Origin of the sequence: Pseudomonas sp. D3 (assembly GCF_029320995.1) — a bacterium.
GTDB lineage: Bacteria > Pseudomonadota > Gammaproteobacteria > Pseudomonadales > Pseudomonadaceae > Aquipseudomonas > Aquipseudomonas paraveronii.
Genome location: NZ_CP119772.1, coordinates 1,865,592 through 1,892,202, shown reverse-complemented (window position 1 = coordinate 1,892,202; position 26,611 = coordinate 1,865,592). Strand labels below are relative to the sequence as shown.

General features: G+C 54.7%; 29 protein-coding genes and 1 tRNA gene. 14 read left to right on the top strand and 16 right to left on the bottom strand.

Annotation, left to right across the window (positions count from 1 at the left end):
• Nucleotides 1-42: 42 nt before the first annotated feature.
• Complete coding sequence (locus tag P3S72_RS08600; protein ID WP_250690870.1) at nucleotides 43-1,020, bottom strand: IS5 family transposase; 978 nt, start codon at nucleotides 1,018-1,020, stop codon at nucleotides 43-45.
• Between the two features lie 154 nt (nucleotides 1,021-1,174).
• Here P3S72_RS08600 and P3S72_RS08595 point away from each other — a divergent pair, with 154 nt between their 5' ends.
• From P3S72_RS08595 to P3S72_RS08570, 6 genes are all read left to right on the top strand, one after another.
• A complete protein-coding gene (locus tag P3S72_RS08595; protein WP_276196983.1) occupies nucleotides 1,175-2,200 on the top strand; it encodes a tyrosine-type recombinase/integrase in 1,026 nt (341 codons plus the stop codon).
• A gap of 1,763 nt (nucleotides 2,201-3,963) precedes the next feature.
• A complete protein-coding gene (locus P3S72_RS08590; protein WP_276196982.1) occupies nucleotides 3,964-4,140 on the top strand; it encodes a hypothetical protein in 177 nt (58 codons plus the stop codon).
• Nucleotides 4,141-4,372: 232 nt separating this feature from the next.
• Nucleotides 4,373-5,770, top strand: coding sequence for a hypothetical protein (locus tag P3S72_RS08585; RefSeq protein WP_276196981.1), 1,398 nt, complete (start codon nucleotides 4,373-4,375; stop codon nucleotides 5,768-5,770).
• A gap of 172 nt (nucleotides 5,771-5,942) precedes the next feature.
• Nucleotides 5,943-6,419 (top strand): hypothetical protein, encoded by a 477-nt coding sequence (locus tag P3S72_RS08580; protein ID WP_276196980.1) that lies wholly within the window; start codon nucleotides 5,943-5,945, stop codon nucleotides 6,417-6,419.
• Complete coding sequence (locus P3S72_RS08575) at nucleotides 6,419-6,640, top strand: hypothetical protein (protein WP_276196979.1); 222 nt, start codon at nucleotides 6,419-6,421, stop codon at nucleotides 6,638-6,640. The genes P3S72_RS08580 and P3S72_RS08575 overlap by 1 nt, the downstream gene beginning before the upstream one ends.
• Before the next feature lie 187 nt (nucleotides 6,641-6,827).
• Nucleotides 6,828-7,094, top strand: coding sequence for a hypothetical protein (locus tag P3S72_RS08570; RefSeq protein ID WP_276196978.1), 267 nt, complete (start codon nucleotides 6,828-6,830; stop codon nucleotides 7,092-7,094).
• A gap of 333 nt (nucleotides 7,095-7,427) precedes the next feature.
• Here P3S72_RS08570 and P3S72_RS08565 read toward each other — a convergent pair whose 3' ends face one another.
• Together P3S72_RS08565 and P3S72_RS08560 are read right to left on the bottom strand one after the other, a co-directional pair.
• Nucleotides 7,428-8,387, bottom strand: a complete 960-nt coding sequence (locus P3S72_RS08565) for a hypothetical protein (RefSeq protein WP_276196977.1) — start codon at nucleotides 8,385-8,387, stop codon at nucleotides 7,428-7,430.
• 22 nt (nucleotides 8,388-8,409) lie between these two features.
• Nucleotides 8,410-8,613, bottom strand: a complete 204-nt coding sequence (locus tag P3S72_RS08560) for a hypothetical protein (protein ID WP_207044686.1) — start codon at nucleotides 8,611-8,613, stop codon at nucleotides 8,410-8,412.
• Between the two features lie 103 nt (nucleotides 8,614-8,716).
• Between P3S72_RS08560 and P3S72_RS08555 the strand changes: the two genes are divergently transcribed.
• The 3 genes from P3S72_RS08555 (at nucleotide 8,717) to P3S72_RS08545 (ending at nucleotide 10,421) form a co-directional block, all read left to right on the top strand.
• Nucleotides 8,717-8,935, top strand: coding sequence for a helix-turn-helix transcriptional regulator (locus P3S72_RS08555; protein ID WP_346429963.1), 219 nt, complete (start codon nucleotides 8,717-8,719; stop codon nucleotides 8,933-8,935).
• Nucleotides 8,936-9,105: 170 nt separating this feature from the next.
• Nucleotides 9,106-9,738, top strand: coding sequence for a recombinase family protein (locus P3S72_RS08550; RefSeq protein WP_276196976.1), 633 nt, complete (start codon nucleotides 9,106-9,108; stop codon nucleotides 9,736-9,738).
• Nucleotides 9,739-9,965: 227 nt separating this feature from the next.
• Complete coding sequence (locus P3S72_RS08545) at nucleotides 9,966-10,421, top strand: hypothetical protein (protein ID WP_276196975.1); 456 nt, start codon at nucleotides 9,966-9,968, stop codon at nucleotides 10,419-10,421.
• A gap of 533 nt (nucleotides 10,422-10,954) precedes the next feature.
• Here P3S72_RS08545 and P3S72_RS08540 read toward each other — a convergent pair.
• The 5 genes from P3S72_RS08540 to dapA all read right to left on the bottom strand — a co-directional run bounded on the left by P3S72_RS08540 (nucleotide 10,955) and on the right by dapA (nucleotide 14,643).
• A tRNA-Ser gene (locus P3S72_RS08540) sits at nucleotides 10,955-11,044 on the bottom strand.
• A gap of 83 nt (nucleotides 11,045-11,127) precedes the next feature.
• The gene (purC, locus tag P3S72_RS08535) at nucleotides 11,128-11,841 is read right to left on the bottom strand and encodes a phosphoribosylaminoimidazolesuccinocarboxamide synthase (RefSeq protein WP_247400460.1); all 714 of its coding nucleotides are present in this window, start codon (nucleotides 11,839-11,841) and stop codon (nucleotides 11,128-11,130) included.
• A 27-nt stretch (nucleotides 11,842-11,868) separates the two neighbouring features.
• Complete coding sequence (locus P3S72_RS08530; RefSeq protein ID WP_247400458.1) at nucleotides 11,869-12,627, bottom strand: MBL fold metallo-hydrolase; 759 nt, start codon at nucleotides 12,625-12,627, stop codon at nucleotides 11,869-11,871.
• A 4-nt stretch (nucleotides 12,628-12,631) separates the two neighbouring features.
• A complete protein-coding gene (gene bamC, locus P3S72_RS08525) occupies nucleotides 12,632-13,747 on the bottom strand; it encodes an outer membrane protein assembly factor BamC (protein WP_276196974.1) in 1,116 nt (371 codons plus the stop codon).
• Between the two features lie 17 nt (nucleotides 13,748-13,764).
• Nucleotides 13,765-14,643, bottom strand: a complete 879-nt coding sequence (dapA, locus tag P3S72_RS08520; RefSeq protein ID WP_247400446.1) for a 4-hydroxy-tetrahydrodipicolinate synthase — start codon at nucleotides 14,641-14,643, stop codon at nucleotides 13,765-13,767.
• Between the two features lie 273 nt (nucleotides 14,644-14,916).
• Between dapA and P3S72_RS08515 the strand changes: the two genes are divergently transcribed.
• Together P3S72_RS08515 and P3S72_RS08510 are read left to right on the top strand one after the other, a co-directional pair.
• Nucleotides 14,917-15,477 carry a glycine cleavage system protein R gene (locus P3S72_RS08515; protein WP_247400444.1) on the top strand — a complete coding sequence of 187 codons (561 nt, stop codon included), beginning with the start codon at nucleotides 14,917-14,919 and terminating at the stop codon, nucleotides 15,475-15,477.
• A 10-nt stretch (nucleotides 15,478-15,487) separates the two neighbouring features.
• Entirely contained in the window at nucleotides 15,488-15,961 is a 474-nt protein-coding gene (locus P3S72_RS08510) for a peroxiredoxin (RefSeq protein ID WP_276196973.1), read from the top strand.
• A 38-nt stretch (nucleotides 15,962-15,999) separates the two neighbouring features.
• Here P3S72_RS08510 and P3S72_RS08505 read toward each other — a convergent pair whose 3' ends face one another.
• Both P3S72_RS08505 and P3S72_RS08500 read right to left on the bottom strand, forming a co-directional pair.
• Nucleotides 16,000-17,070, bottom strand: a complete 1,071-nt coding sequence (locus P3S72_RS08505) for an AI-2E family transporter (RefSeq protein WP_247400440.1) — start codon at nucleotides 17,068-17,070, stop codon at nucleotides 16,000-16,002.
• A gap of 30 nt (nucleotides 17,071-17,100) precedes the next feature.
• Nucleotides 17,101-17,340, bottom strand: coding sequence for a sulfurtransferase TusA family protein (locus tag P3S72_RS08500; protein WP_276196972.1), 240 nt, complete (start codon nucleotides 17,338-17,340; stop codon nucleotides 17,101-17,103).
• A 95-nt stretch (nucleotides 17,341-17,435) separates the two neighbouring features.
• Between P3S72_RS08500 and P3S72_RS08495 the strand changes: the two genes are divergently transcribed.
• On the top strand, nucleotides 17,436-18,869 hold the full coding sequence (locus tag P3S72_RS08495; protein WP_276196971.1) for a M48 family metalloprotease: 1,434 nt from the start codon (nucleotides 17,436-17,438) through the stop codon (nucleotides 18,867-18,869).
• A gap of 62 nt (nucleotides 18,870-18,931) precedes the next feature.
• On the opposite strand, the gene P3S72_RS08490 is transcribed toward P3S72_RS08495, so the two are convergent.
• The 4 genes from P3S72_RS08490 to rpoE all read right to left on the bottom strand — a co-directional run bounded on the left by P3S72_RS08490 (nucleotide 18,932) and on the right by rpoE (nucleotide 22,781).
• Nucleotides 18,932-20,365: a DegQ family serine endoprotease gene (locus P3S72_RS08490; protein WP_276196970.1), complete on the bottom strand. Its 1,434-nt coding sequence runs from the start codon at nucleotides 20,363-20,365 to the stop codon at nucleotides 18,932-18,934.
• Nucleotides 20,366-20,600: 235 nt separating this feature from the next.
• Nucleotides 20,601-21,563, bottom strand: coding sequence for a MucB/RseB C-terminal domain-containing protein (locus tag P3S72_RS08485; RefSeq protein ID WP_276196969.1), 963 nt, complete (start codon nucleotides 21,561-21,563; stop codon nucleotides 20,601-20,603).
• A 16-nt stretch (nucleotides 21,564-21,579) separates the two neighbouring features.
• Nucleotides 21,580-22,167, bottom strand: coding sequence for an RseA family anti-sigma factor (locus P3S72_RS08480; protein WP_247400432.1), 588 nt, complete (start codon nucleotides 22,165-22,167; stop codon nucleotides 21,580-21,582).
• A 32-nt stretch (nucleotides 22,168-22,199) separates the two neighbouring features.
• Nucleotides 22,200-22,781: an RNA polymerase sigma factor RpoE gene (gene rpoE / locus P3S72_RS08475; protein ID WP_003172477.1), complete on the bottom strand. Its 582-nt coding sequence runs from the start codon at nucleotides 22,779-22,781 to the stop codon at nucleotides 22,200-22,202.
• Nucleotides 22,782-23,243: 462 nt separating this feature from the next.
• On the opposite strand from rpoE, the gene nadB reads away from it, so the two are divergent.
• The gene (nadB, locus tag P3S72_RS08470; RefSeq protein ID WP_276196968.1) at nucleotides 23,244-24,860 is read left to right on the top strand and encodes an L-aspartate oxidase; all 1,617 of its coding nucleotides are present in this window, start codon (nucleotides 23,244-23,246) and stop codon (nucleotides 24,858-24,860) included.
• Here the strand turns inward: nadB and P3S72_RS08465 are convergent.
• Both P3S72_RS08465 and P3S72_RS08460 read right to left on the bottom strand, forming a co-directional pair.
• The gene (locus tag P3S72_RS08465; protein WP_276196967.1) at nucleotides 24,829-25,278 is read right to left on the bottom strand and encodes a protein YgfX; all 450 of its coding nucleotides are present in this window, start codon (nucleotides 25,276-25,278) and stop codon (nucleotides 24,829-24,831) included. The two genes, nadB and P3S72_RS08465, sit on opposite strands and share 32 nt — an antisense overlap.
• Nucleotides 25,262-25,516, bottom strand: a complete 255-nt coding sequence (locus tag P3S72_RS08460) for a succinate dehydrogenase assembly factor 2 (protein ID WP_247400426.1) — start codon at nucleotides 25,514-25,516, stop codon at nucleotides 25,262-25,264. Before P3S72_RS08460 ends, P3S72_RS08465 begins: the two co-directional genes overlap by 17 nt.
• A 139-nt stretch (nucleotides 25,517-25,655) precedes the next feature.
• Here P3S72_RS08460 and P3S72_RS08455 point away from each other — a divergent pair, with 139 nt between their 5' ends.
• Entirely contained in the window at nucleotides 25,656-26,597 is a 942-nt protein-coding gene (locus P3S72_RS08455; protein WP_276196966.1) for a folate-binding protein YgfZ, read from the top strand.
• Nucleotides 26,598-26,611 lie beyond the last annotated feature (14 nt).

Here is a 26,611-nt window from a genome sequence, read left to right as displayed (position 1 = left end):
TTTTTTTGCGAGATAGCACCTTTTCAAGGCTCATTGTCCGCATCACAGGCGCACCTCGCCTGCATTCAACAGCCGTTTTCGCATCATCCACAGGTTCGACAAGGCAAACAGTGTGGTCTGCTGCGCAGTGTTTTTAACCAAGCCTCGGAAGCGGACTTTCGTATAACCAAACTGGCGCTTGATTACCCGGAATGGATGCTCAACCTTGGCTCGTACTTGTGCTTTCGCGTATTCGATTTTGCGGCGCACACGACCGATCAGGCTCTTTTTTGCATGCTTCTTATAGCTGCTTGGGCGCGCGGCAATCGACCAGATCATCTCGCGATCCTGATGCTCGGGACGCTTTTCTACACCGGTGTAACCGGCATCGCCAGAGACGTAAGTTTCCTCGCCATGCAGCAACTGGTCGACCTGGGTCACGTCCGCCACATTCGCCGCCGTGCCCACTACGCTATGCACCAAACCGGATTCCGCATCGACACCGATGTGCGATTTCATCCCAAAAAAGTACTGATTTCCTTTCTTGGTCTGGTGCATTTCAGGGTCGCGTTTACCGTCCTCGTTCTTGGTCGAACTGGGTGCATGAATGATCGTCGCATCGACCACTGTACCTTGGCGCAGCAGCAAACCACGATCACACAAATAGCCGTTGATGACCTGCAAAATACCACCGGCCAGCTCATGCTTTTCCAACAGCCGGCGGAAGTTGAGGATCGTGGTTTCATCCGGAATCCGATCCAAATGCAGCCCGGCAAACTGGCGCAGAATCGTGGTTTCGTAGAGGGACTCTTCCATCGCCGGGTCGCTGTAGCCGAACCAGTTTTGCATCAGATGAACCCGAAGCATGGCCATCAACGGATACGCCGGACGACCGCCTTCGCCCTTCGGATAGTACGGCTCGATCAACGCAATCAGACCTTTCCAGGGCACAACCTGATCCATCTCAATCAGGAAACGCTCGCGGCGGGTCTGCTTACGTTTGCCTGCGTACTCGGCATCAGCGAAAGACATTTGCTTCATCGGGGCTCAACCGTTCAGTTCGTGGGACAGGCGTATTTCACCAGAGTTGGAAGTCTTTTTCAGAGTTTCCCTAGAGGGTTTGAGCCAAAAGCTCACGCCCGGACAAGGCGCTGACCTTGGAGCAAAGATTTCTGACGCCTTCACGAAGCTGCATATGGAGATCACAGCCGAGTATTACGACCTATCGCCGGATGAGCGTCAGGACATGCAGGAGCTTGCCACCGATCCTCAAAGCTATAAGCCCAAATCACCCATCACTCCAGCCCGCGTGCTGAAGCTGAGGGCGTTTCTTGAGAAGGTTGGCAAAGATCCCAAGACCATCGACACCTTAGTGAAGCGCGTAGAGCTATTCAGTGCCTATGTACGCCAGCAAGGGCTACCCATCAGCTTTGACCTTGTGTCTGCCTATCTGGATCAGCTCACAGACACTAAAGGTGTACCGCTCACATCCAAGACCAAGAAGCAGCACATATGGGCAGGCAACACGTTCTGGAAATGGGCCATCAAATACGATGAGGACTGGCGCCAGCAGTACAAAGGCCAGCCCTCCCCGTTTGAGAAACACGACCTCCCTGTAGTCAAAGGAGAGTCTGTCAGTTGGGCTGTGTTCACTCGCAAGGACGTGGAGCGATTGCATGCTGCTGCCTTGGAGAAGGAAGACAAGCCGCTGGCTGACCTGATTGTTCTAGCAGCCTACACGGGGGCAAGGCTTGAGGAGATAGGCAGAGTCCACCGCGACACCATCACCCTCAAAAATGGCGTACCGATTGCATTCTCAATTTTAGAGAGCAAAACAGAGGCCGGTGTCCGTGAGGTTCCGATTCATACCGCCCTTGCCCCGCTTGTCCAGTCTCTACTAGATGCATCAGAAGACGGCTACCTGCTAAAAGGTCGAGCGCTTGGGGAAACCAATAAATATGGCAATCGACTTGATGCTGTAGGAAAACGCTTTGGACGTCTAAAGACTGCTGCAAAATTTGATAAATCATTTGTGCTGCACTCAATTCGTAAAACCGCAATCACTGAGGTGCATCGGGCTGGAGCAGATGTGTCGGTGATGCCTGCATTGTTTGGTCATGAAACCGGAATGATCACCTTCGACCTATATTCGGCAGGGCCAAGCCTTGAACAAAAGGCCAAAGTGATTCAGCTACTCTCGTACAATTTTGATTTGACCTGATACCTCCATCAAAGCTTTTTGCAATTGATACTGGGCAGATCGTCACGAAATAGAGCAAGGGCGGTGTATTTAAACGTATGCGATCACGGTATTTCGGGGGAATTTTTGAGAGTTGGAGGCGTTTCCGGCTTAAACCCGTGTCCGTGGTTGGTTTTGAGGTTAACGACGTTTTGAAGGCTAGTTCTTCCGCCTAAACTTTATTTACACTGTTTCATTCCCACAATTTGCTTAATGCCGTAGAATAGATAACCTCGCTCGTTTTTCTTTCGTTAGTGGGCCTTCTCGTGGTTTGGCTAGATACTTGTCCTCAAGAAGTGGTTTACAGTCGCCGTTACAAAGCATGACGGTGCATGCATGAAGTTGCCGACGCAAGTCGGTTCCGGTGAGGCTGCGGGTGATTGAGCTTGTTATGTCAATCAGGGAGCCGGACTACCGCCTAACCTTCTGTTAGGTACAGCCTATAAGCTGTGATCATTCTCGTCTCAAGTGCAGAGCAGGCCTAGCCTGTAGCATTGAGTCAGAAGATTGTGTAGACCTTGGAGATTAAGGCTCTGCTCTTTTTGAGTATTTCCTGATCCCTCGGGGAAGTTCTACCAATTTTCTGAACTCAGTGCAGAGTATTTATAACAATAGATTAATAACATATGACCTCTACAATCTCTAACATACACACATTAATTTAAATACAACATTAAGTTGTCGTACATATGCAACTAGTTGTCGCACTTAGATAAGCAATTAAGCCTTAAGTTTGATATTCTTTATGGACTGGTAGCTTTTACCAAATCCAAGCTTCCATCCAAACAATTTAGATACTCATGCCAAACTGTACTGGTAATATAAATTCAACTTTGTTTAACTGTATCTGTACAAAATCGAGTTTTATTTAGTATAATAAGATAAGAAAGGGAAGAAAACAGAGATGAAAAAATCTGCTTCTCTCGTTGATAGCTAATCTGCTTTACCCTCTCGCATACCCCCTCGTAAAAAACATTCGACCTAATGGTGTTATTAGAGTTTCCTCATTAGGTCAGTGTAGGCGGTTATTGTTTTCCTTCTTTACAATAGCTGTCAATTAAAAAACCTCCTGAAGCTTCAAACACAATTCGCGCTAGAAATCTAGCCCGTCTTGTGTTTGTTTTTGATTTAAATCTTTTATTCCACCCACAATTTAGTTCACCAATCCCCTTTGGAGATATACCCATGCCTATAACAATTAGGCCCTGCATTGTTTGTCACTCCCTTATGAAGTGCGCAAGGAACAACAAGTACGCTTGCTCAAACCTCTGTCACTCGAAAATGCATAAACGAAGAGTCAAGCTTGGTCTGAGCACGAATGAAATCATCTCACTGTACAAGACAGAACTTGAAACCCCCCATGAAACACCAGCCGAGGAAGAAAACCATGAACCAATGCTTAGTATGTGATACCGACTTTGAACCCACCAACGCAAACCATAAATACTGTTCCAATTTGTGTGTAGTCCGAATTTACGGTTTGCGTAAAAAGGTAAGAGAGCAAATTAATGCAACCCTGAAAACCATGAAGACTCCTGATGCTCTCAAAACGTTTGACGCGTCCCTGCAAGAAGTTTTAGAGGCTTTCACATGAGAAACGACATCTACATAAACGATAAATGCTACACGAAAGAGACATTGCTAATTGAGCTTAGCCTTCTTACCGCTCTTCAAGGCCTCAGCTTGCGACAAAATGTCAGCGTTAGCGAACTGGTAAATAAATACATCGCAGAAGGAATTAAAAAATGACACAAGCCAGCCATGACACAAAAGTAATTCGAATTGCTCTTCCCTTAGATTTGATTGCCTTACTGGAAGAAGAAGCCCGCGACTATGAAAGCTTCACTAAGACTGTGCAAGCCGTTGTACGTCGATACTTCCTTCACCGAGAATTGAAGAAGGAGTTTAGTAAGCTGCGGTAGATAGTACAACTGATCCCCACATCACCCTCAACCATTGATGTAACAAGGCCTCTAGCCATTCAACAGGTAATAAGTATGTCAAAGATAAAGGTAAGCCTCTCCCAAGAGGCGAGTGAATTGCTATTGAAGCTTATGGATATGTACGGTCATGAATCACCAACGCATACAGCTAACGTAGCATTGTTTCACCTTATGCAACTAATAAAACAACAATCCCCTAGTGAGGATGAACATGACCATCAAAAGAAACAAAACGTGCTTAAACTGCAATAACCCGTATGTCACAGCCCAGGTCAAAAGTAAGTTTTGCAGTGAAGAATGCAGAATCGCCCAAAAGATCAGCAATACAAAAGCAAAACGTCAGAAGCTTGCAGAGAAGCGGGTTGTAAAACTGCCGGTATCAGAAGAGTGGCTTTGGATTGCAAGAGAGGTCAGACGAGCGGGTACAGTCGAGTGCTTATATTCTCACACCGTAGAAACGCTTGAGCAACTTTTCGAACTCCGTAACTACAAATACAAAACATACGACTTCGATTTTGAGAAGAAACGATCTAAATTTCACTTGTGCCACATCCAACCGGTAAGAGGTTCTAACTTTGTAGGCTTGCTACATCCACACAACCTTTTCATAGGCCCCAGCCTAGCGAATCAGGTACACAGCATTAAGTTTTATGATGGTGTAGGAATGTCCATAAACCGGATCAACCTCCAATCTAAATGGCTGATACCAGATGATATGACGGACGCCAGAGTGCTAGACAAGGTACAGAGATATCTAGGCCCTGTGCTGATTGAATACGCCAAGGTGAACCCCATACGCATGAGTCAACGTCTATCACTAGCCAAATGGATTCATAAGAACGTTACGGGCTGTGTTCACACGCTAGCGAAGCTTGAGCGCATGGGCATGACGGAATTGCGGAAGATCAGGGCAGCGTTTGAAGAGAAAGAGGTCTATCAGATGGATCTTTCTACCAAGCGATCAATAGTCGTGGCGCTGGATGAGGCTGCAAGGCTCTCAGAGCAGCTACCGCAAGGTCAGCATAGAGAAGACGTGGCCTTCCTAATCCCCGTGCTAACCGTGGCTGGAGCGTGGCTAAGCAGGCAGGACGAGCAAGATGGCCTAGCGTCGATTCTAGATCGCCCTTACGGCGCTCATTGGAACCCTGTAGAGCTACGCGAAGGCATGGATGCCTCTGACTTTCGAGATTTCATCGCCTTTCAGACTTTCCAGACTATGCAAGGAGCACCGCTTGATAGAAAGATGATCTTGAACACTCTGCGCAAGTATCTACACGTTCCTGCAATGACCCCTGACTACAGCCGTAGCAATAGCAGCATGCAATCAGCATTTAGAGATCAGTACGCTAATTTCTACTCTCAGGTGCCGGTGATACAAAAAGCTATATTGGCTGTGGGAGTATGTAGTGCTATTCAAGAGTACGAATATCTTGAAAAAGTTCGTGAAGCCGATAGGGAAATTGCGATTTTTGAGAGCTTTGGATACGAAACATGTACAGACGAACATGATTATTCAACGATCAATATTCAGATAGAGGAAGATTACGTCCCTAACCCAAACAACCCCCGGATAAAAAAGTTTATCGAGCCTATTTTCTGCGATTTCTAAGAACACCCCACTAGATAGTACAACTGATCCCTACATCACACTCTAAGCCTTGATTTATAAGGCTCTCAGACTATTAACACCAAAGAATCTGCTCTTGCAATAAGAGCGATACAGGCAATCTCTTGCCTACACAACGCCGTAACGGCATCTAAACCACAGAAGGAAATAACTAATGACCAATATCAAACCTCACGTAAGCCTAAACAGTTTCAAATACGATCAGGATGTACTGAACAAACGAATCGAGCACGCAAAATTTATGTTTATGCGTTCGTATACCGCAGTTGACCGCTATAGCGAACCCGCCGCTATTCTCATGCCAAAGCTACAGAAGCTATTTGTAGAAGGCCGTGTACTTTCCGAGCATCACCCTATTAGCACAGCCGCTGGCTTCACTATCTTCCTAGTGAAAGAAAACATTGATGACTTGCTAAAGGACGTCGCAACCGAGACGGAGAATGCATACCTTACTGAACTGGAACTTGAGAAAGCTAAACAACAGCAAATTCTTGAACAACAGCTCTATCAGGCACAAAAGGATCGGGAAGCTAAAAAAGAAGCAGATAAAGAGGCTAAGCTACGCGCTGATGCAGCCAAAGAGGCACAAGACTTCTTTGCCAATCTTTCATCTGAAAAAGGTGCTGTGTGATGATCGTCTCCAACACCATATTCCATAAACAGCTAGAGCGTGCTATGGCCCGCAATGCCGCCAAGAAGACTCCTGAGCTAAAGGCGGAACCTGCCAAGGCGAAGCTGTCAGACGAGGAACTACAAAGCTACATTGACCTGCTTTTGGAGGCAAGCAGGCCCGTTGAAAGCGTAGACCTTACTAAGCAAATTCTTTTGAAGAGATTCCCTAAACAGGATTAAGCAAGCAGGAATTGATAAAACCGAAGTATGGGAGGCATTAGTCTCCCCTCTTCATTACACCCTGCATGTTTGTTGGATTATTGACGCCACCTGTTTAGCACGATGCATTCCTCCGTCAATAATGTTACATTATAACGCTTGGCGGAATAATAAGTTAAAACGATAACAAATAAGAAGGTTTTTAAGTTTGAATAACATCGCAATAGCTGTTCTGGGGCTGTTCGCTCTAGCCAGTGTTATCTGTATGTCATTACTGACGTTTGCATTGCTCACAGCAAGCGCTGATCACACTGACGATGATGCGATTCGATCTAGAATGGATTCATTGGTTAACTACACAGAGCAAAAAATTAATAACATTGCTGAAAAGCACGACCGGATGAACAACGATATGGAATCACAGCTTAGAATTTTAGATGCTCGAATCAAATTGCTGCAAGGCCGTAACCAATGACGTATTTTTATTGGTTCATATTAAAGTGTTCAGCAGACAACCCAGACAGCAATACAAAGCCTTCTATTGGCTCGTTCTCGCCCCTTAGAGAGCGCTGGCAGTATCTCGATAGGTCCGGGCGCTGGTCGGTGCAGATAGAATCTGAGGTCACCCCCAGCGAAGCCGTAGGTTTATATTATGGGCTTACTGCTATGTCACGGAGCTGGATAAATGGGGCCGTATTCGTTAATGGTGATGCGGTGGGCGGACCATGGAATGCAGAGGCATTTCCCGCATTCGTAGATGGATATGCGCTCACTTATGCTCAGGCGCCTCTAATCCCCCTGTGAATAATTAAACACGGTAGCGGATCAGATAGACTATGAACAAAGCGCACCAAAGCAGAACATCCGCCACCGCTAGAGCAATTGCTTGACTAAGCCAAGGCTGAGCCGCGATGCGAGCATACGTGGTTATCCCAGCAAGTATTACCAATAAGACAGGACCACCTAATATTGCCAGCCATTGCCAGAAATCGGATAGACATTGCCATCGAAATTTCAAATCCGTGAAGAGCGGTAATCGAGTATTGGTGAACTCTTTTTTTGTTATTTCATAAGCGACGCTTCGCTCATCAGCTTCCTTGGCAGCGATTTGAAGATACGCTTGTTGTTTGGTCAACTTTTCTTGTAAAAGGTTTACGGCTGAAGCTTGTTCGAGAAGGGAGTCTTGAATTCTCTTGAGATTTGATCCACAAGCGTTAATCAAATCTCTAAGCTCCCGGAATTTATCCCCATAACCAGAGTGAGCCAAGACGGACCAAGCATAGCCAGGTCCCGCGATTTGCAATTCCACTTGTCGCGTGTCTACCTGCTGGACTTGGGTGCTGACCTTGTTTTTCCGCGTCGCGAGTACGCCAGCAGCAGCCCCTAACGGCCCGAAAACTAAGCCGCCGACAATGCCGCCACCTAACCCGCTCTTGCTGGTACTGCTGACGTTGCTGACATGTTGCAGACTGCCGTGCATTATCATTTCGGCTTTTGCCTTCTGAATACTCCCTTTATAACCGGGAATGCTCAGCCAAAATTCAAAAACCTCTATGTCAGGTGCTGAAGCAAGCTTTTTTCCTCTACCGGATTTGAGCTCATCTAAGCGATTGGTCGCATGCTTTAACTCTTCACCTAGCGTAGCTATGGTGCTAGTGATTTCACGATGCTTTGCATTGGCTTCCTTGAGGCTAATCTTCTTTGAACGCATATCTGTGCGAATCAGCATTGCTGAGTCTTGCCGAAGCTCAATTTCTTGACTGTCCATCAATCAATTCCTTGTGTCTTGACTAACGCAATCCCTTCGATGCAGTGATTTTCTTCAGCTCGTCATAAATTCCGCTCAGGACAAGCCAGAACCCAGCCATCACCGCCCCAGCTATAAATCCACCGATTGCCCCCCATTCGCCATAGATTCCGTAACCCGCAAATGCAACGGCAACAATGGCGAAGTAACAAAGGTAATCGTTAAGTCTAATGATGCCGTCCTTCATCCCTTTTTTTCCTTCATCTAGTAACTGAGTAGCAGGTGATCTATTCAGTCAATGTCACGATTAGTGTGTTCACGATTAGAGCACATCAGCCCACGATACGGGAATGCCTTCTCCTTCCCTACGTCACCGCTTCGGCCATCGAATTCGTGAGCTTCGTCTTGCTACCGGCATGACTCAAGAAGCCTTCGCGGACAGGTGCGGGTTCGCTAGAACCTACATGAGCCGTATTGAGACAGGCGGGGCCAATCCAAGCTTAGACGCAATCCAAACACTCGCTGACGCCTTGAAGGTTGATCTATCGTTCTTGTTTGCTGATATCTGAAACCTCCCCGCCTTTACCTCGCTCGATTCAACTCAAATCACTATCAAAGGACTCTACTTGTTTGGTAGTCCGATAACCTTTGGTCGGGAGCTATCAAATAACTCTTTCAGATAGCTATATGATCGTATTATCATAGACCTATCAAATCGAATGATAAAGGATAGCCAGCCATGAAAGCCCATCTCTACCTACGAGCCAGCACCAAGGACCAAGACGCCAATCGTGCAAAAGCTTCCCTTGAGGCATTCGCCGCAGAGAAGGGTTTGATCGTAGCCGCAATCTACGCAGAGAATATCAGTGGTACGAAACTGAACCGTCCTGAACTGATGCGCCTGCTCAACACTGCCGACGCTGGGGATTGCATCGTCTGTGAGTCGGTAGACCGCTTGAGTCGTCTTTCCCAAGCTGACTGGGAGACATTGAAGGCCACCATCAAGGCCAAGGGGCTGCGTTTGGTAATAGCAGACTTGCCTACTAGTCACATGATGGTTGAAGAGAAAGGTATCACCGGGCAGATCATGGAAGTCATCAACAGCATGTTGTTGGACCTCATGGCTACGATGGCCCGTCTTGATCAAGAAAAGCGCGTGGAACGCATCCTCCAAGGACTGGAGAACAAGAAAGCTGCTGATCCTGACTGGAAGCCAGCAGGCAAATCAAAGAATGCTGCAATGTGGGACAAGGTTGTAGCTCTGATGGCCAAGCACCCATCTATGTCGGCTGATCAGGTAGCCAAGCTGGCTGACTGTGGCGTTGCTACTGTGTACCGGATCAAGCGTGAGGTGAAGGCCGCCGAAGCATAAGGTGGAACACCCTCAAGAACCGTCTTTTCTAGGCGGTTTCAGACCCTCTGAGGCGCTAGAACGCTTCGTCCCTCTCCCAGTCAGGGGTAGCCAGTGAGCCACCCCAAAGCTCTCATATTTCCCGATTATCCACGTTTGGAGATGACGGGCTTAGTAGCCTTGCTTGACAACTTTCCCCAAGCGAAGACAAAGTGCCAGTACCGTCAAACAAGTTATGTGAGTTCGCTATGGAAGGCCGACAGATCGTAGGTTACGCCCTTGCAGCAATCGTGGGATTCGTGGTCTACACAGGTATCAAAAACTCTCCTACCAGCCCTGTCTCCCTTGCCACGTCCGAAACGACATCTAAAGTCCGTCCGTTCAGCGATGCCACCTATGCACAGGTAGACGCAGCCGTCGGATGTCACAGCAAATATAGTGATCAAAAGAAAGAAGACATATTTGCCAGAGACTACAAGAACCACTGGATGGAATGGAAAGGCAGGGTTGTATTGGTGGATTCGGGTGACGTGTCCCTAGATCTTGACGGTGTGGGTACACAAGATTTGCACGTATATTTTGCCGAGAAGAGCGCCGGGTACAATCTCACCAAAGGAAGCCCGCTAAAGGTGACGTTTCTGATGACTTCCGCAGGTGGTTGCTTCCTCCCGTTCGGAGGTGAGGAAGCCATAATTCATCAGTGAAATCGAGCAATGTTTGCCGCTCAACGAGCCTTCTCAAAAGGGACGGTAGTCCGCCCCCTCGTAAACGTTTAACTAGCCGGTGTGGCACTCGTTAGCACAGGTCTTGCAACCATCAGCCGTGGGATAAATTTTCTTTGCTGATGCGACTGCCGTAGAACAGCCAACATGCTCCCCAAGAGACGTCTTATCGCTTGGCATCCAAGTGCACCCTGCTTTGTGAACCTCATGGTCGCCCCTCGGTTGCGGCTGGTTGTTGACATAGTAAATAGGCATGAAATTTCCTTCCGTTGATTGCCGAATGAACCCGCTTCTCCGTTTGGGGCCCGTGTCTGAAAACCCAGAGAGCAGGCAGCACGACTCAGCCTAGCCTAGTAATAGTTCATAGCAATCAACGTGATCAGATATACAGCAGGCAGCATCAGCTAGAGACCTACAGGAACGTAGATCACCGGCACGACAGTAGTAGAAAGGAGTAGTAGAACTGAAAAAGAAAAACCCCCATAACTCATTGAATTATAGGGGTTTTCTGAATATGGCGGAGAGATAGGGATTCGAACCCTAGGTACCGGTGAAGGTACAACGGATTTCGAATCCGTCCCATTCGGCCACTCTGGCATCTCTCCAACGGCGCGCATCATAACAGCCCATCTCAGGAAAGCAAAGCGCAGAAGCGATTTTTTTCCGTGCTATCAGATGCTTGCGTCGATTACAGCGGTACGCCGAGGCGCTTGGCGACTTCTTCGTAGGCTTCGATCACATCACCGAGGCCTTGGCGGAAGCGGTCTTTGTCCATCTTCTTCTTGGTGTCCTTGTCCCACAGGCGGCAGCCGTCCGGGCTGAACTCGTCGCCAAGGACGATGGAGCCATCGTGGAACACACCGAATTCCAGCTTGAAGTCGACCAGCAGCAGGCCGGCGTCGTCGAACAGTTTGCTCAGGACGTCGTTGACCTTGAGGGACAATTCCTTCATGCGCGCCAGTTGCTCGGCGGTGCCCCAGCCGAACGCCACAACGTGGGATTCGTTGATGAACGGGTCGCCCTTGGCGTCGTCCTTGAGGAACAATTCGAAGGTGTAAGGGTTGAGCTTGATGCCCTCTTCCACGCCCAGGCGCTTGACCAGGCTGCCGGCGGCGTAGTTACGCACGACGCATTCAACCGGAATCATGTCCAGCTTCTTGACCAGGCACTCGTTGTCGCCCAACAGCTTGTCGAATTGGGTCGGAATGCCTGCCGCTTCGAGTTTTTGCATGATGAACGCGTTGAACTTGTTGTTCACCATGCCCTTGCGATCAAGTTGTTCGATGCGCTTGCCGTCGAACGCCGAAGTGTCGTTGCGAAACAGCAGGATCAGGCGGTTGGCGTCGTCGGTCTTGTACACCGACTTGGCTTTGCCGCGGTAGAGTTCTTCACGTTTTTCCATGATGGGCTCCGCTTTGAGTGAGGTGGGCTAGGCGATGTGTCGCCAGTCGAGCCCTGAATCTTGATCGGCCAGTTGCAGCCAGTCCGGGTCGCACCCAAGGGTATCGACAAAACATTGCCGGGCCAGCTGCGGCAGGTTGTTCTTGCTGCTCAGATGGGCCAGGACCAGGTGTTGCAGGTCTTGCCAGCCCAACTCATACACCAGGTACGCCGCCTGGTGGTTGTTCAAATGCCCCAGTTCGCCGCCCACCCGTTGCTTGAGGAAGTACGGGTAATGACCGCGAGCCAGCAAATCTCGGCAGTGGTTGGACTCGATCATCAATGCATCGAGGTTCCGGTAGCCGTCCAGCACGTTGGCGCAGTAGGAACCCAGGTCGGTAAGTACGCCGAAACGTCGCTCACCGCCACTGAATACATACTGCGTCGGCTCCTGGGCGTCATGCGCCACGGCAATCACATCAATGCTCAAGGCACCGATCTGCAGTTGCTCGCCACCAGCCAGGAAGCCTGCGGGTTCAATGGGTTTGCGCATCCCGCGCAAAGTGCCGCGACTCAGGTACACCGGAAGATTGTAGCGCCGAGACAGCAAACCCACGCCATGCACATGGTCTGCATGTTCGTGGGTCACCAGAATCGCGCTCAGCTGCGAGGGGTGAACCCCCAAGCGCAACAGGCGCCGCTCGGTTTCTCTTAACGAGAAACCACAATCCACCAGCACATACGTGTCGTCATGAGCGACCAGCGTGCCGTTCCCTTGGCTACCGCTGCCGAGAACGGCAAAACGCATCGGATCAGCCCAGGTTGTCCTGAATCACGCCCAACACTTTGCGCGCTGTTTCAGCCGGCGCAACGGTGTTGATGTTCTTCTCGACGGTGACTTGCACGCTTTCGCCAACCTTGCTCAAACGAATCTGATAACGCTCGGCGCGGGTTTCGATCTCTTCCTTGGTAGGAGCGCTGCCGAACAACTTGCTGAAGAAACCTGGCTCGTCGTCTTTCTTCTCGGCTTTTTCCGCCACGTTGATGTAGTACAGGCCCAGGCTGCGGTTGATGTCTTCAACACGCCAAGGGCCTTGTTCCAACGCGCGACCAACACTGGCCCAGGCACGGTCCAGGTCTTCACCCAGGTTCAGCACCACGTTGCCGCTGCCGTCTTCGGTGAGGCTGACGCGGCTCGGGGTGTCGTAATCACGCGCGGCGAGCAGGGAGATAGAACCGCCCTTCTCGGAGATACGGCTCATGCTGGCCAGCATCTCGTCGACCAGTGCAGCATCGACGCCAGTGTTGACCGAGCGATTGGTGAACTCGACGTTGGAGGTGCTGCCAGCCGGACGCTCGGCGCTGACCACATAGACTTCACTGGTATTGCGCTGCACACCAGGCTCGATGCGCACGCGCACGCGGGCTTCGGCGTCAGCGGCGACGCCACCGGACTGCAGGCGCTTGGCCATGCTGGCCGACAGCTCGCTGCCTTGCTGCCACGCTGTAGTGAACTCACCCGTCTGCGGACGCTGCTCGTCGATACGGAAACCGTTGTCCTGGAAGAACTGCACCGCCACCGGCCAGACTTCGGCAGGTGGGCGCTGCGCCACGATCCAGCGCGAGTCGCCGCTCTTCTGCAGGCTGTAGTCGCTGGTATTCGCCACGGCCGAGATCGGCTGTGGACGCGGCACCACGTACTCACCCTTGGCGGTGTCGTCGGCGACATTGCGCGGAATCGGCAGCAACGGATCAAGGCGCTTGGCGACGCTGACGTCCGGCGGCAGTTGCATCGGTTTGGTTGCTTGTGCTTCCAGGTAATCGCTGCCGCGGTCACGGAAGTAGCCTTCCGGGCCCCAGATCCAACCGCAGCCACTGGTGCTGGAGATAATCAAGGCAAGTGCGGAAAGTCCGGCCAATCGCTTCATGCGTAGTGCTTCCTCAATTAAACCAGGACGCCGGACTGGCGCAGGGCCTGTCGCAGCGGTTCGTGACAGGCTTCGCTGAGACGGGTGAGCGGCAGACGGATACCGTCCGGCATCATGCCCATTTCAAACAGCGCCCATTTCACGGGGATAGGGTTGGATTCGATAAACAGTGTCTTGTTGAGCGGCATCAACTTCTCGTGGATCGCACGCGCGGTCACGGCATCGCCGGCGAGGGCGGCGGCGCACATGTCACTCATGGCGCGCGGGGCCACGTTGGCGGTCACCGAGATGTTGCCCTTGCCGCCCAGCAGGATCAGCTCGACAGCGGTGGCATCGTCACCGGAATACACCAGGAAGTCGCTGCTCACGCCGGCCAGGATGTCCTTGGCGCGTTGCAGGTCGCCGGTGGCTTCCTTGATACCGATGATGTTTGGCACGGTGGACAGGCGGATCACCGTCTCGGCCTTCATGTCGCACGCGGTGCGACCCGGCACGTTGTAGAGGATCTGCGGGATATCGACCGCTTCGGCAATGGTGCGGAAGTGCTGGTAAAGGCCTTCCTGGGTCGGTTTGTTGTAGTACGGGGTCACCAGCAGGCAGGCGTCGGCGCCGGCCTTCTTGGCGTTTTTGGTCAGCTCGATCGCTTCGCGCGTCGAGTTGGCGCCCGTACCGGCGATCACGGCGATACGGCCCGCGACACGCTTGACCACGAACTCGATAACCTGGATGTGTTCTTCCACGTCGAGGGTGGCCGATTCACCTGTGGTGCCGACCGCCACAATGGCGTTGGTGCCCTCTTGCAGGTGGAAGTCCACCAGTTTGCCCAGGCTATCCCAGTCGAGACGACCTTGTGCATCCATGGGTGTGACCAGTGCCACCATACTGCCCGCAATCATGCAACCGCTCCTGCCGGAAAAAGAGAGCCGTAATGGTACTGGCGCCAAGATGCTTGTACAAGCGAAGTACCGCCTGAGGACGCGTTCTGGATCAACTAAACGACGGGCAATGCCATCATTGCGTGAAAGTACGGGTCGAGGCGGAGTAAAAAGCCGCTGATCACGCAATGAAAACGCCACCTCCTATCCCTTGGCGACGCTTTTCGCTACCCTTCATGCTTTGATCGATACAGCCCTCACCGTATCGACCGCTCATCGTTTTAGGAAGGCTGCATGTCCACCCCCACAGTTCGCGAACAATTCCTTGTTATCAGTGCCCTCGGCGCCAACCCCATGGAGCTGACCAACGTCCTGTGCCGCGCCAGCCATGAAAACCGCTGCGCCGTCGTAACCTCCCGCCTCACGCGCCATGGCGAGTGCAGCGCGCTGGTGCTGCAGATTTCCGGCACATGGGATGCTTTGGCGCGCCTGGAGACCGGCTTGCCGGGCCTGGCCAAGAAGCACAACTTCACCGTCAATGTGGTACGCAGTGCCGCGCTGGAAAATCGCCCACAGGCCCTGCCTTATGTGGCGTACGTCAGTTCTGCCTACCGCTCGGACATCGTCAACGAGTTGTGCCAGTTCTTTATCGACCAAAACGTCGAACTGGAAAACCTCACCTGCGACACCTACCAGGCGCCGCAAACCGGCGGCACCATGCTCAACGCCACGTTCACCGTGACCTTGCCGGCCGGCGTGCAGATCAGTTGGCTGCGCGACCAGTTCCTGGACTTCGCCGATGCGCTGAACCTCGACGCATTGATCGAGCCGTGGCGCCCACAGAACCCAATGTAAGGAAGTCCCCATGGCGGTAGTCATCGACAAATCCGTAGCCGATTTCGAAGCCCAGGCCACCAGTGGCCAAACCTTCAGCATCAAAGCCCTCAAAGGCAAGCAAGTGGTGATCTACTTCTACCCGAAGGACAGCACCCCGGGCTGCACCACCGAGGGCCAGGGTTTCCGTGACCAGTACGCAGCGTTCAAGGCCGCCAACACCGAAGTGTTTGGCGTGTCGCGCGACAGCGTGAAGTCCCACGAGAATTTCAAGGCCAAGCAGGCGTTTCCTTTCGAGCTGATCAGCGACAAGGACGAAGCGGTTTGCCAACTGTTTGACGTGATCAAGCTGAAGAAGCTGTACGGCAAGGAATACCTGGGCGTAGATCGCAGCACCTTCCTGATCGACACCGATGGCGTGCTGCGCCAGGAATGGCGTGGCGTGAAAGTGCCGGGGCATGTGGACGCGGTGCTGGCGGCAGCCAAAGCGTTGCACAGCGCCTGAGCATTATAGGGAGAGGGCGCACGCGCCCTCTCCTCTCATCAGAGTAAGGGCGCCACCACCGGTTCCTGCCGCGGCCACGCATCCAGCACCGCCTTGAACAGCGTCGCCAGGGGGATCGCAAAGAACACCCCCCAGAACCCCCACAACCCGCCAAACAACAATACCGCGCAGATGATCGCTACCGGATGCAGGTTGACTGCCTCCGAGAACAGCAGCGGCACCAGCACATTGCCGTCCAGGGTCTGGATGATGCCGTACACCGCCATCAGGTAGATGAACTGATCGCTCCAGCCCCACTGGAACAAGGCGATCAATGTGACCGGCACCGTCACCACCACAGCGCCGACATACGGCACCACCACTGAAATACCGACCAACAGTGCCAGCAGGGCCGCGTAGTTCAGGTCCAGGGCAATAAAGGCGATGTAGGTAACCCCGCCACAGATGATGATCTCGATGACCTTGCCACGGATGTAGTTGGCGATCTGCCGGTTCATCTCCTCGGCTACCCGCGTGATCAACGCCCGCTCACGCGGCAGATAGCCACTGACCCAGCGGCCGATCATCGCGCGGTCCTTGAGGAAGAAAAACACCAGGATCGGCACCAGCACCAGATAAATCATGATGTTGACGAGTAACGGCAGGCTGGACAGGGAAAAGGTCAGCGCCCATTGCCCGAACTTTCCGATCTCGCCGCGCGCCACTTCGATGGCTTGCAGTACCTGCTCATCCGACACCAAGTGCGGGTAGCGCTCCGGCAACAGCAGCAACAACGACTGCCATTTGGCAAGCATGCCGGGCAACTCGTTGAACAAGGTGATCAACTGATGCCATAGCAACGGCACGACCACCACGATAAACACCAGCAACAGCCCCATGAACAAGGCGAATACCAGCCCCACTGCCGCCGCGCCCGGTAAACGCAGACGCTCCAGGGTGGTGACCAGTCCCTGCATCAGGTAGGCCAGCACCATCCCTGCCAGCACCGGGGCGAGCATGCCACCCAGGGTGAGAACGGCGGTAAAGGCCAGGAACAGCAGGACCGCCAGCACCACGGCCTCCTCGTCGGAGAAGTAGCGCTGAATCCAGTCTCGTAACACTTTGAACATCAATCAACCTCGGGTGGTGGGGCGAACAGTTCAGGCCTTGCGCAACCAATAACGGTAGACACCGGCGACGTCTTCTTCATGCAGCAGAGTGTGGCCGGCCAGCCTGGCAAAGGTGCGAAAATCACGCTGGGAGCCAGCATCCGTGGCAATCACCTTGAGCACTGCGCCGCTGGCCAATCGATTGAGCTCCAGCTTGGCCTTGAGCAAGGGCAACGGGCAATTGAGGCCGCTGGCATCGAGTTCGGCATCAAAGGCTACAGCGTCGGTCATGGTTTTACTCCGGGCAAGCGTTCAGGCTGCTTAGAATATCTGGTCCGAAGCTCAGTGTCCGGCTACAGTAAGCTCTTTGTCGAAAGGCTCTGTGCATGACTTTTTTGCGCCCCACCCTGCTGACGCTGGCCTGCCTGCTGGCCTCCCCGGGCTTCGCTGACGACCTGCCGTCTCTTGGCGACGCCAGTTCTGCCATTGTCTCGCCACAACAGGAATACCAACTGGGGCGCGCCTGGCTTGCCTACTTGCGCGGCCAGGTCTCGCAGCTCAACGATCCGCAGCTCAAGGATTACGTCGAAACCAGCGTGTACAAGCTGGTGGAGACCAGCCAGGTCAATGACCGCCGCCTGGAATTCATCCTGATCGATAGCCCGCAGCTCAACGCCTTTGCCGCGCCTGGCGGTATAGTCGGGGTCAATGGCGGGCTGTTCCTCAACGCTCAGACCGAAGGTGAATACGCCTCGGTGCTGGCCCACGAATTGGCTCACTTGTCTCAGCGCCACTTCGCCCGGGGCGTCGAAGCGCAACAGCGCATGCAGATCCCGATGATGGCCGCGATGCTCGGCGGCATCATTGCCGCCGCAGCCGGTGCGGGCGATGCCGGTATTGCCGCGATTGCCGGCACTCAGGCAGCCGCGATCCAGGAACAACGACGGTTCTCACGCCAGAACGAACAAGAGGCGGACCGCATCGGCATCCTCAACCTGGAGAAAGCCGGTTACGACCCACGCTCCATGCCGACCATGTTCGAACGCCTGATGCGTCAATACCGCTTCGACGCCAAACCGCCGGAATTCCTGCTGACTCACCCGGTGACAGAGTCGCGCATCGCCGACACCCGCAACCGCGCCGAACAGGCCAAGCCCGGCGGCACGGAAGACAGCTTGCGCTATCAATTGATTCGCGCACGGGTGCAGTTGAAATACGAAGACACGCCAGGCCTCGCTGCCAAGCGCTTCCAGGCCCAACTGGATGAAAATCCGAAAAACGACGTGGCGCGTTATGGTCTGGCCATCGCCCAAATCAAGGGCACCAAACTCAAGGAAGCCCGGGAAAACCTGGCCCCGTTGTTGGCCAAGTCGCCCAACGACATTACCTACAACCTGGCGCAGATCGAGCTGGACATCACTAACAACCGCTTGCCGGACGCCCAGCAGCGCACTGACCGGATGCTCACCCAATACCCCGGCAACTATCCGCTGAACCAGGTGCGAGTGGACCTTTTGCTTAAACAGAACCGTACCGCCGATGCGGAAAAAGCCCTGGACGGCTTGCTCAAGTCGCGCCCGGACGATCCGGACGTGTGGTACCAAGTCGCCGAGACGCGCGGTTTGTCCGGCAACATCATCGGCCTGCATCAGGCGCGCGCCGAGTACTTCGCCCTGGTCGGCGATTTCCAGCAAGCCATTCAACAACTGGACTTCGCCAAGCGCCGTGCCGGCAGCAACTTCCCACTGTCGTCGCGTATCGACGCACGCCAGCGTGAGTTGATCGAACAGGAACGCCTGGTGAAAGGGATGATGAGCTAAACCCATCGCCTACAAAAAAGCCCCGCCCTCGTTAAACGAAGGCGGGGCTTTTTATTGGCCGGTTACTCGGCCAGCTTGAAGGTAATGAAGCTGGCACGGCCCTGACGCAGGACACGCATCGATACCGAACGGTTCTTCGGCAGCGCCTTGGCGATGTCGGTGAACTGCTTGGTGGAGTCGATGGCCTGATTGTTCAGGTGAGTAATCACATCGCCTGGCTGCAGGCCAATCAAGGCAGCAGGACCGTCCTGCACTTCCTTGATCACCACGCCGCTTTTCAGGTCGAAGGTTTTCTTCTGCTCATCCGTCAGCTCGGCCACGGCAATGCCAAGGCGGTTGCTGCTGCGCTCGGCGCCCGGCTTGGTATTCCCCAGGGCATCCAGGGTCGCACCTTCTTCAGGGATGGCACCGACGGTGAGCTCAACGTTCTGGCGCTTGCCTTCGCGGATCACTTCCAACTTGGCCTTGCTGCCCGCCTTGAGCGCGCCCACCAGGTGCGGCAGGTCTGCCGACATGACGATCGGTTGGCCGTTCATGCTCAGAATCACATCGCCGACTTGCAGGCCACCTTTGGCAGCCGGGCCGTCGTCCTGGATCTGTGCAACCAGCGCACCGGCCGGCTTGTCGAGGCCGAAGGATTCAGCCAGGTCCTTGTTCACTTCCTGGATCACCACGCCCAACCAGCCACGGCTGACCTTGCCGCCGCTTTTCAGCTGGTTTGAAACGTCCATGGCCACGTCGATCGGGATGGCAAACGACACGCCCATGAAGCCACCGGAGCGCGTGTAGATCTGGGAGTTGATGCCAACCACTTCACCGTTCAGGTTGAACAACGGACCGCCGGAGTTACCCGGGTTGATCGGCACGTCGGTCTGGATGAACGGCACGTAGTTTTCGTTGGGCAGGCTGCGCCCGATAGCGCTGACGATGCCTTGCGTCACGGTGTGGTCAAAGCCAAACGGCGAACCGATAGCCACGACCCACTGTCCGGCTTTCAGGTCTTGGGACTTGCCCAGTTTCAGTACAGGCAGGTCTTTGCCGTCGATTTTCAGCAACGCCACGTCGGAACGTGGGTCGGTGCCGACCAGCTTGGCTTTTAATTCACTACGGTCAGCCAGGCGGACGATGATCTCGTCAGCACCGGTAATCACGTGGTTGTTGGTCAGGATGTAGCCATCGGGCGAGATGATGAAGCCGGAGCCGAGGGACTGCGCTTCACGCTGACCACCGCCACGGGGCGCGCGTTGTTGCGGCATACCACGCTCGAAGAACTCGCGCAGCATCGGCGGCAGGCCTTCCAGGTCCGGCGTCTGCTGGTCGGAGACTTTGCGCTCTGGCAGTTTTTGCGTGGTACTGATGTTCACCACGGCAGGCGAGGCCTGCTCGACCAATTGGGTGAAATCAGGCAGTTCGGCCGCTAGCGCGGGCACGGCCTGCCCCAGCACCAGCACCGTGGCGACTATGGATAAGTAAGACTTCAAGCGTGGTATCGACATACAGCTCCCGTTACGACGTGCAGGGTTGAGCGACAGGGTTCAAAAAACGCCGGAAACTGCGACCGACATCTCTGTTCCGCGAACAAAACAAGGTCAGCGCCGACAAGCCTTGACCTATAAAAAACATGAGGGATTTTTGCAAGTGAAAATGCTGATCCAGACATTTCATGTCTATCGGCAGCCAACCTCGCATGGAATTAGAGTGAAAGGCCAGGATGAACATAAGATTAACGATTCACGGCTTGGCGGCAGGCATTTTTTCAACGCGCACCGACAGCGCGAGGCGCTCAGCGGTGCCGATGGGAATTTCGCCAACCACCGTGACCATCATTTCGCCATCCACCGTATTCAGCCGACGCGACACCGCCACCGTCGGGCCCAACTGGGTACGGGTCTCCGTAACGCTTGCCCCGCTGATCGGTTCAAGGAACACCGAAAACCGTGCCAACCCATCTTCATACATCCGACTGTCGACCGTCGCTTTGGTCTGGGTGTCTTTGCGCGCACTGCTGTTGGTTAGCTGAAAACCCGGCGGCAGCCATTCCAGATGCCATTCTTCGGTAGGTTGCACCTCTGCCGTTTTAGCCGTAGCGACTGCAATCGGCGTGCAATCGCCAGTAGGTTGCAAGTCGCGATCATCCGGCGTGACCGAGGTGTTCAATCGGGTGAACTGGAAACGCTCCAGCAACTGCCCCTGGTCGTTCAACAGCAGGGATTTAAGAGGCAACGCGGTATCCCGGTCCAGGTGCAACTCAAAACCATAGCGGTATTGGTCACGTGGGGTGATCGATACAATCACCGCATTTCGACCGGCCACGCGAGATTTGCCGATGACGGCCAGTTCGTAGAATTGCGTGAGTTTTTGCGGATCAAGCGCACGTGACGGTGCATCACGCGAATTGCCGAGGCCGGCGACAAGAGTACCGCTGACGCATTGCGTCCGACCGTCTACCCGCACGACTTCCTGAGCCGAACCATCGAGCTGCAAAAGCCGCTCGCGGACCTGACCGTCCTGGACACGATGCCAGATGTCATGGGTAGAAAAATTTCCGTTACGCTCGTAGACGAACGTACCTTGGAAGCTTTGCTGTTGCTCTGCACGCCCAAGTCGAGTCAGCCAGTCTTGGGCTTCATCAGCATGGGCGGGGAGTGCAAACCAACCACCGAGCAAAAGCGTAAGGAGCGGTATGGCGCGCATAGGGCTCCTCAACGGTTTAGCGGTTTTCCAGGCTTGCCGCACGAGCATATGGCAGAGCGCTTTCAGTGCCTTTCAAGGCTGATTCCTGTGCGTGTTGGCGCAGGTAGCCTGGAAGACGCTGATCTTGCCAGCCGGATTGCCCTTGAAGCACACCGTTCGCCATCGGGCCGGTAGTGTCGGAGCTTTCCTTGTAGCCTGCCAGTACGGCGGGGCCTTTGACTTGCGGACCCGCCATGATCGGTTGCTGAGTCTGCTGGGCCAGTTCGGCACCGGCGATTTCGTCCTGGTTGTACAGGCGAACACCGGCCAGTACGGCAACAGTCACCGAGGCGGCCACTGCCAGGCGACCCAGGCTACGCCATGGACCCCGTGCAGCTTTTGCCGGAACGGCTTCATCAGCCAGTGCAGCAGAAACGGCCGCAGCAATATCCAGACGAGGGATTAGAAGATCCTTGTGCATCACCGCCCGAGCGACTTGGTAACGAGACCAGGTATCACGGGTTTCGGCATCATCGAATGCGTTGAGCACCCGACGAAGTTCCAGTTCATCCGCTTCGTTATCCATCACTGCGGACAGCGATTCCTGCAGGGCATCACGACTCATGGCGGTTCCTCTCTTGGCTGTCGCCGCTGTCTTTAGTTTTCCTGCAACAACGGTTGCAAGGCTTTATCGATGGCTTCCCGGGCCCGGAAAATCCGTGACCTTACAGTCCCCACCGGACACTGCATGACGCTCGCAATGTCTTCATAACTCAGACCATCGAATTCACGTAAAGTTAACGCAGTACGCAAATCTTCTGGCAGTTGCTGAATAGTGCGATGGACGGTGCCTTCGATCTCGTCGCGCAGCAATGCACGCTCCGGCGACTCGAGATCTTTGAGGCCGTGATCACCATCGTAAAATTCTGCATCTTCCGAACTGACATCACTATCCGGTGGGCGGCGTCCGCGAGACACCAGATAGTTCTTCGCCGTGTTGATGGCGATGCGGTAGAGCCACGTGTAAAACGCACTGTCACCGCGAAAATTGCCCAGTGCACGGTATGCCTTGATAAAGGCTTCCTGTGCAACGTCCTGCGCTTCATGGGTGTCGTGCACAAACCGCACGATCAACCCGAGAATTTTGTGCTGGTATTTCAGCACTAGCAGATCAAAAGCTCGCTTGTCGCCGCGTTGAACGCGCTCGACCAGCTGCTGATCCTCTTCCTGGGTTAGCATGAACACTCCTCGTTGTACTTAAAGGAGGCTTGCATAACTGAACGATCAGGCTTGCAAACATAGACTCGTACTTTTCGCAAAAGTTCTCCCCTCCAAGCAAGTTTCCGGCATGCACTGATTTGGCACACACGAAAAACGCAGCGCGGGCAACGCCGGCTGCGCGAATAATCTTGTCGCCGGTTTCCTGACGCGTCCAATGCTCCCGACGGGCCAATAAACTCAACGTTTTCCCAGCTTTCGGGCAACCTGCTATTGAGTCGGGGCTTATGCAAAAAGTTCCCACTTCAATAACCGGTCTATTTACCTTGGCCGTGCACCGTAATTTCACATTGCCACGAATGCGCGGCTATTGTGCCGCTCCCCCCCTCTATATACTAGTAGCCCGTGTGACCCTTTGATTCGCCGATCCAGGCGTCCTGTTTGCGCCAGCCCCTGTGGATCGCTTTTTGCGGAATCCTTCAAATGAGCCAACAGTTTCAACACGATGTCCTGGTGATCGGCAGCGGCGCAGCCGGCTTAAGCCTTGCGCTGACCCTCCCCAGCCACCTGCGCATTGCAGTGCTGAGTAAAGGCGACCTGGCCAATGGCTCGACGTTCTGGGCCCAGGGCGGTGTTGCCGCCGTACTGGACGACACCGACACGGTGCAGTCCCACATCGATGACACCCTCAACGCCGGCGGCGGCCTGTGCCACGAAGACGCGGTGCGCTTTACCGTCGAACATAGCCGCGAAGCCATTCAATGGCTGATCGACCAAGGTGTGCCGTTTACCCGTGATGATCACGCGGGCACTGATGACGGCGGCTTCGAGTTCCACCTGACCCGCGAAGGCGGGCACAGCCATCGGCGCATCATCCACGCCGCCGACGCCACCGGTGCCGCGATCTTCAAGACCCTGCTCGAACAAGCCCGCCAACGCCCGAACATCGAATTGCTGGAGCAACGGGTCGCCGTCGACCTGATCACCGAGAAACGCCTGGGCCTGTCGGGCGAGCGCTGCCTCGGCGCCTACGTGCTCAACCGCAACAGCGGCGAAGTCGACACCTACGGCGCCCGCTTCACCCTTCTCGCCTCGGGCGGCGCGGCCAAGGTCTATCTCTATACCAGCAACCCCGACGGTGCCTGTGGCGACGGCATCGCCATGGCCTGGCGCTCGGGCTGCCGGGTGGCCAACCTGGAATTCAACCAGTTCCACCCCACCTGCCTGTACCACCCGCAGGCCAAGAGTTTCCTGATCACCGAAGCCCTGCGCGGCGAAGGCGCACACTTGAAACTGCCGAATGGCGAGCGCTTCATGCAGCGCTTCGACCCGCGCGCCGAACTGGCGCCGCGCGACATCGTCGCCCGCGCCATCGACCATGAAATGAAGCGCCTGGGCATCGACTGCGTCTACCTGGACATCAGCCACAAACCCGAAGCATTCATCAAGACCCACTTCCCGACGGTCTACGAGCGCTGCCTGACTTTCAATATCGACATCACCAAAGGCCCGATTCCGGTGGTGCCGGCCGCGCACTACACCTGCGGCGGCGTGATGGTCGACCAACACGGGCGCACCGACGTTCCCGGCCTGTACGCAATCGGCGAAACCAGCTTCACCGGCCTGCACGGCGCCAACCGCATGGCCAGCAACTCGCTGCTCGAATGTTTCGTCTATGCGCGTTCGGCGGCGGCAGACATTCTTGAACAACTGCCGCACATCACCGTACCCGACGCCCTGCCCCGCTGGGACGCCAGCCAGGTGACCGATTCAGACGAAGACGTGATCATCGCCCACAACTGGGACGAACTGCGGCGATTCATGTGGGACTACGTAGGCATCGTGCGCACCAACAAACGCCTGCAACGCGCGCAACACCGCGTGCGCCTGTTGCTGGATGAGATCGACGAGTTCTACAGCAACTATAAAGTCAGCCGCGACTTGATTGAGTTGCGCAACCTGGCCCAAGTGGCCGAACTGATGATCCGCTCGGCCATGGAGCGCAAGGAAAGCCGGGGCCTGCATTACACGCTCGACTACCCGCAGATGCTGCCCGAGGCCCGGGACACTATTCTGGTGCCAACCACCTACGGCGACTGAACTTCAGGCGAACCCGCAGGCGCCGGTGGACATCGGCGGCCTGCGAATCGCTGGGCACGCAGATCGACCGCACCGCCCATTCGCCCTGTACCCGATAGCGCAGCACTACGATCAACGGCAGCGCCAGGCTATCGGGACGTAGCTGCACGCGGTGCCAGCCACGCGCAGCGCTCCATAGCTGCCACCCGTTTTCATCACGGCGCAGGCCGCGAATCGACGAACGGTGAGTCAGCCGGATATGGCGCGGGACAACCCAGGCGGCGTGAGCCAGGCACAGCAACAGGCCAAGGCTTGAATAAGGCAGGTCGAGAAGCAGCAGCGCACCCAGCGCGAACGACTGGGCAAGGAGATAGGCCGCCAGCAAACGCCGCGAGGCCTGCCAGCGGCATTCGAAGACGGGATTACTTGGGCTGGACACGATCCAGAATCATCCGAACCATACGCTGCAGCTCCGGGTCTTCCGATTCGGCACGTTCCATGAACCAGCCGAACATGTCCTGGTCTTCGCATTCCAGCAGGCGGACGTAACAGTCGCGATCCACTTGGTTGAGGGTCGAGTAAACCTCTCTGACGAACGGCACCAACAACACATCCAGCTCAAGCATGCCGCGACGGCTGTGCCAGTAGAGGCGATTAAGTTCTACATCTTCGACCATGGAACGCTCCTCAAATAGATCGCAAGTATACAGGCCCTAAGGCACCGGAACAGTCGGCTTTGGTCGCACCCTACAGAAACTATCCATTTGCCGGGCGCCCCTCTATGATGCACCTAGACTTTTTGACCTGCGATGACCCATGGCTGACTCTGCTTTCTTCTGCCCCATCACCCACGAAGGCGTTCTCGCCGTCCGCGGTGCCGACGCTGCCAAGTTCTTGCAGGGCCAACTCACCTGTAACCTTAATTATCTGAGCGACACTCAGGCCAGCCTCGGCGCGCGCTGCACGCAAAAAGGCCGCATGCAGTCGAGCTTTCGCATCCTGTTGCAAAGTGATGGCGTGCTGCTTGCCATGGCCACCGAGTTGCTGGAACCGCAACTGGCGGACCTGAAGAAGTACGCGGTGTTCTCCAAATCCAAACTCACCGACGAAAGCGCCGCCTGGGTGCGTTTCGGCCTGGAGGACGCGGATCAGGCGCTGGCAAGCCTCGGTCTGGAGCTGCCAGCCGCGACCGACAGCGTCGCCCGCAGCGAACAGTTGATCGCCATCCGCGTATCCCCAGGTCGCATCGAACTTTGGGCGCCCGCCGAGCAAGCCGAAGCCGTGCGCAGCCAATTGGCCGCGCAGTTGCAACAGGCTGACTTGAATGAATGGCTGCTGGGCCAGGTCCGCGCCGGCATCGGCCAGGTCATGCCGCAGACCCGCGAGCTGTTTATCCCACAGATGCTCAACCTGCAGGCCGTGGGCGGCGTCAGCTTCAAGAAAGGCTGCTACACCGGCCAGGAAATCGTCGCGCGCATGCAGTACCTGGGCAAGCTCAAGCGTCGCCTGTACCGCCTGAGCCTGAATGCCACTGAATTGCCCGAGCCCGGCACCCCACTGTTTTCTCCCAGCCACAACAGTTCGATCGGCGAAGTGGTGATCGCGGCAAAAGCTGACCAAGGGGTTGAACTTCTGGCCGTGCTGCAAGCCGAAGCTGCCGAGAGTGGCGATGTGCATTTAGGCACCCTCGAAGGTCCCGGCTTGCAACTGCTTGAGCTGCCATACCAACTGGACCGGGATCGAGAGATCCAGCACTGATCGCCGCACCCCTT

What these genes read in the sequence shown, in the direction of transcription:
- P3S72_RS08600 (WP_250690870.1), bottom strand. Translation starts at nt 1,020, where the DNA reads ATGAAGCAAATGTCTTTCGCTGATGCCGAGTACGCAGGCAAACGTAAG.
- P3S72_RS08595 (WP_276196983.1), top strand. Translation starts at nt 1,175, where the DNA reads ATGGAGATCACAGCCGAGTATTACGACCTATCGCCGGATGAGCGTCAG.
- P3S72_RS08590 (WP_276196982.1), top strand. Translation starts at nt 3,964, where the DNA reads ATGACACAAGCCAGCCATGACACAAAAGTAATTCGAATTGCTCTTCCC.
- P3S72_RS08585 (WP_276196981.1), top strand. Translation starts at nt 4,373, where the DNA reads ATGACCATCAAAAGAAACAAAACGTGCTTAAACTGCAATAACCCGTAT.
- P3S72_RS08580 (WP_276196980.1), top strand. Translation starts at nt 5,943, where the DNA reads ATGACCAATATCAAACCTCACGTAAGCCTAAACAGTTTCAAATACGAT.
- P3S72_RS08575 (WP_276196979.1), top strand. Translation starts at nt 6,419, where the DNA reads ATGATCGTCTCCAACACCATATTCCATAAACAGCTAGAGCGTGCTATG.
- P3S72_RS08565 (WP_276196977.1), bottom strand. Translation starts at nt 8,387, where the DNA reads ATGGACAGTCAAGAAATTGAGCTTCGGCAAGACTCAGCAATGCTGATT.
- P3S72_RS08560 (WP_207044686.1), bottom strand. Translation starts at nt 8,613, where the DNA reads ATGAAGGACGGCATCATTAGACTTAACGATTACCTTTGTTACTTCGCC.
- P3S72_RS08555 (WP_346429963.1), top strand. Translation starts at nt 8,717, where the DNA reads ATGCCTTCTCCTTCCCTACGTCACCGCTTCGGCCATCGAATTCGTGAG.
- P3S72_RS08550 (WP_276196976.1), top strand. Translation starts at nt 9,106, where the DNA reads ATGAAAGCCCATCTCTACCTACGAGCCAGCACCAAGGACCAAGACGCC.
- P3S72_RS08545 (WP_276196975.1), top strand. Translation starts at nt 9,966, where the DNA reads ATGGAAGGCCGACAGATCGTAGGTTACGCCCTTGCAGCAATCGTGGGA.
- purC (WP_247400460.1), bottom strand. Translation starts at nt 11,841, where the DNA reads ATGGAAAAACGTGAAGAACTCTACCGCGGCAAAGCCAAGTCGGTGTAC.
- P3S72_RS08530 (WP_247400458.1), bottom strand. Translation starts at nt 12,627, where the DNA reads ATGCGTTTTGCCGTTCTCGGCAGCGGTAGCCAAGGGAACGGCACGCTG.
- bamC (WP_276196974.1), bottom strand. Translation starts at nt 13,747, where the DNA reads ATGAAGCGATTGGCCGGACTTTCCGCACTTGCCTTGATTATCTCCAGC.
- dapA (WP_247400446.1), bottom strand. Translation starts at nt 14,643, where the DNA reads ATGATTGCGGGCAGTATGGTGGCACTGGTCACACCCATGGATGCACAA.
- P3S72_RS08515 (WP_247400444.1), top strand. Translation starts at nt 14,917, where the DNA reads ATGTCCACCCCCACAGTTCGCGAACAATTCCTTGTTATCAGTGCCCTC.
- P3S72_RS08510 (WP_276196973.1), top strand. Translation starts at nt 15,488, where the DNA reads ATGGCGGTAGTCATCGACAAATCCGTAGCCGATTTCGAAGCCCAGGCC.
- P3S72_RS08505 (WP_247400440.1), bottom strand. Translation starts at nt 17,070, where the DNA reads ATGTTCAAAGTGTTACGAGACTGGATTCAGCGCTACTTCTCCGACGAG.
- P3S72_RS08500 (WP_276196972.1), bottom strand. Translation starts at nt 17,340, where the DNA reads ATGACCGACGCTGTAGCCTTTGATGCCGAACTCGATGCCAGCGGCCTC.
- P3S72_RS08495 (WP_276196971.1), top strand. Translation starts at nt 17,436, where the DNA reads ATGACTTTTTTGCGCCCCACCCTGCTGACGCTGGCCTGCCTGCTGGCC.
- P3S72_RS08490 (WP_276196970.1), bottom strand. Translation starts at nt 20,365, where the DNA reads ATGTCGATACCACGCTTGAAGTCTTACTTATCCATAGTCGCCACGGTG.
- P3S72_RS08485 (WP_276196969.1), bottom strand. Translation starts at nt 21,563, where the DNA reads ATGCGCGCCATACCGCTCCTTACGCTTTTGCTCGGTGGTTGGTTTGCA.
- P3S72_RS08480 (WP_247400432.1), bottom strand. Translation starts at nt 22,167, where the DNA reads ATGAGTCGTGATGCCCTGCAGGAATCGCTGTCCGCAGTGATGGATAAC.
- rpoE (WP_003172477.1), bottom strand. Translation starts at nt 22,781, where the DNA reads ATGCTAACCCAGGAAGAGGATCAGCAGCTGGTCGAGCGCGTTCAACGC.
- nadB (WP_276196968.1), top strand. Translation starts at nt 23,244, where the DNA reads ATGAGCCAACAGTTTCAACACGATGTCCTGGTGATCGGCAGCGGCGCA.
- P3S72_RS08460 (WP_247400426.1), bottom strand. Translation starts at nt 25,516, where the DNA reads ATGGTCGAAGATGTAGAACTTAATCGCCTCTACTGGCACAGCCGTCGC.
- P3S72_RS08455 (WP_276196966.1), top strand. Translation starts at nt 25,656, where the DNA reads ATGGCTGACTCTGCTTTCTTCTGCCCCATCACCCACGAAGGCGTTCTC.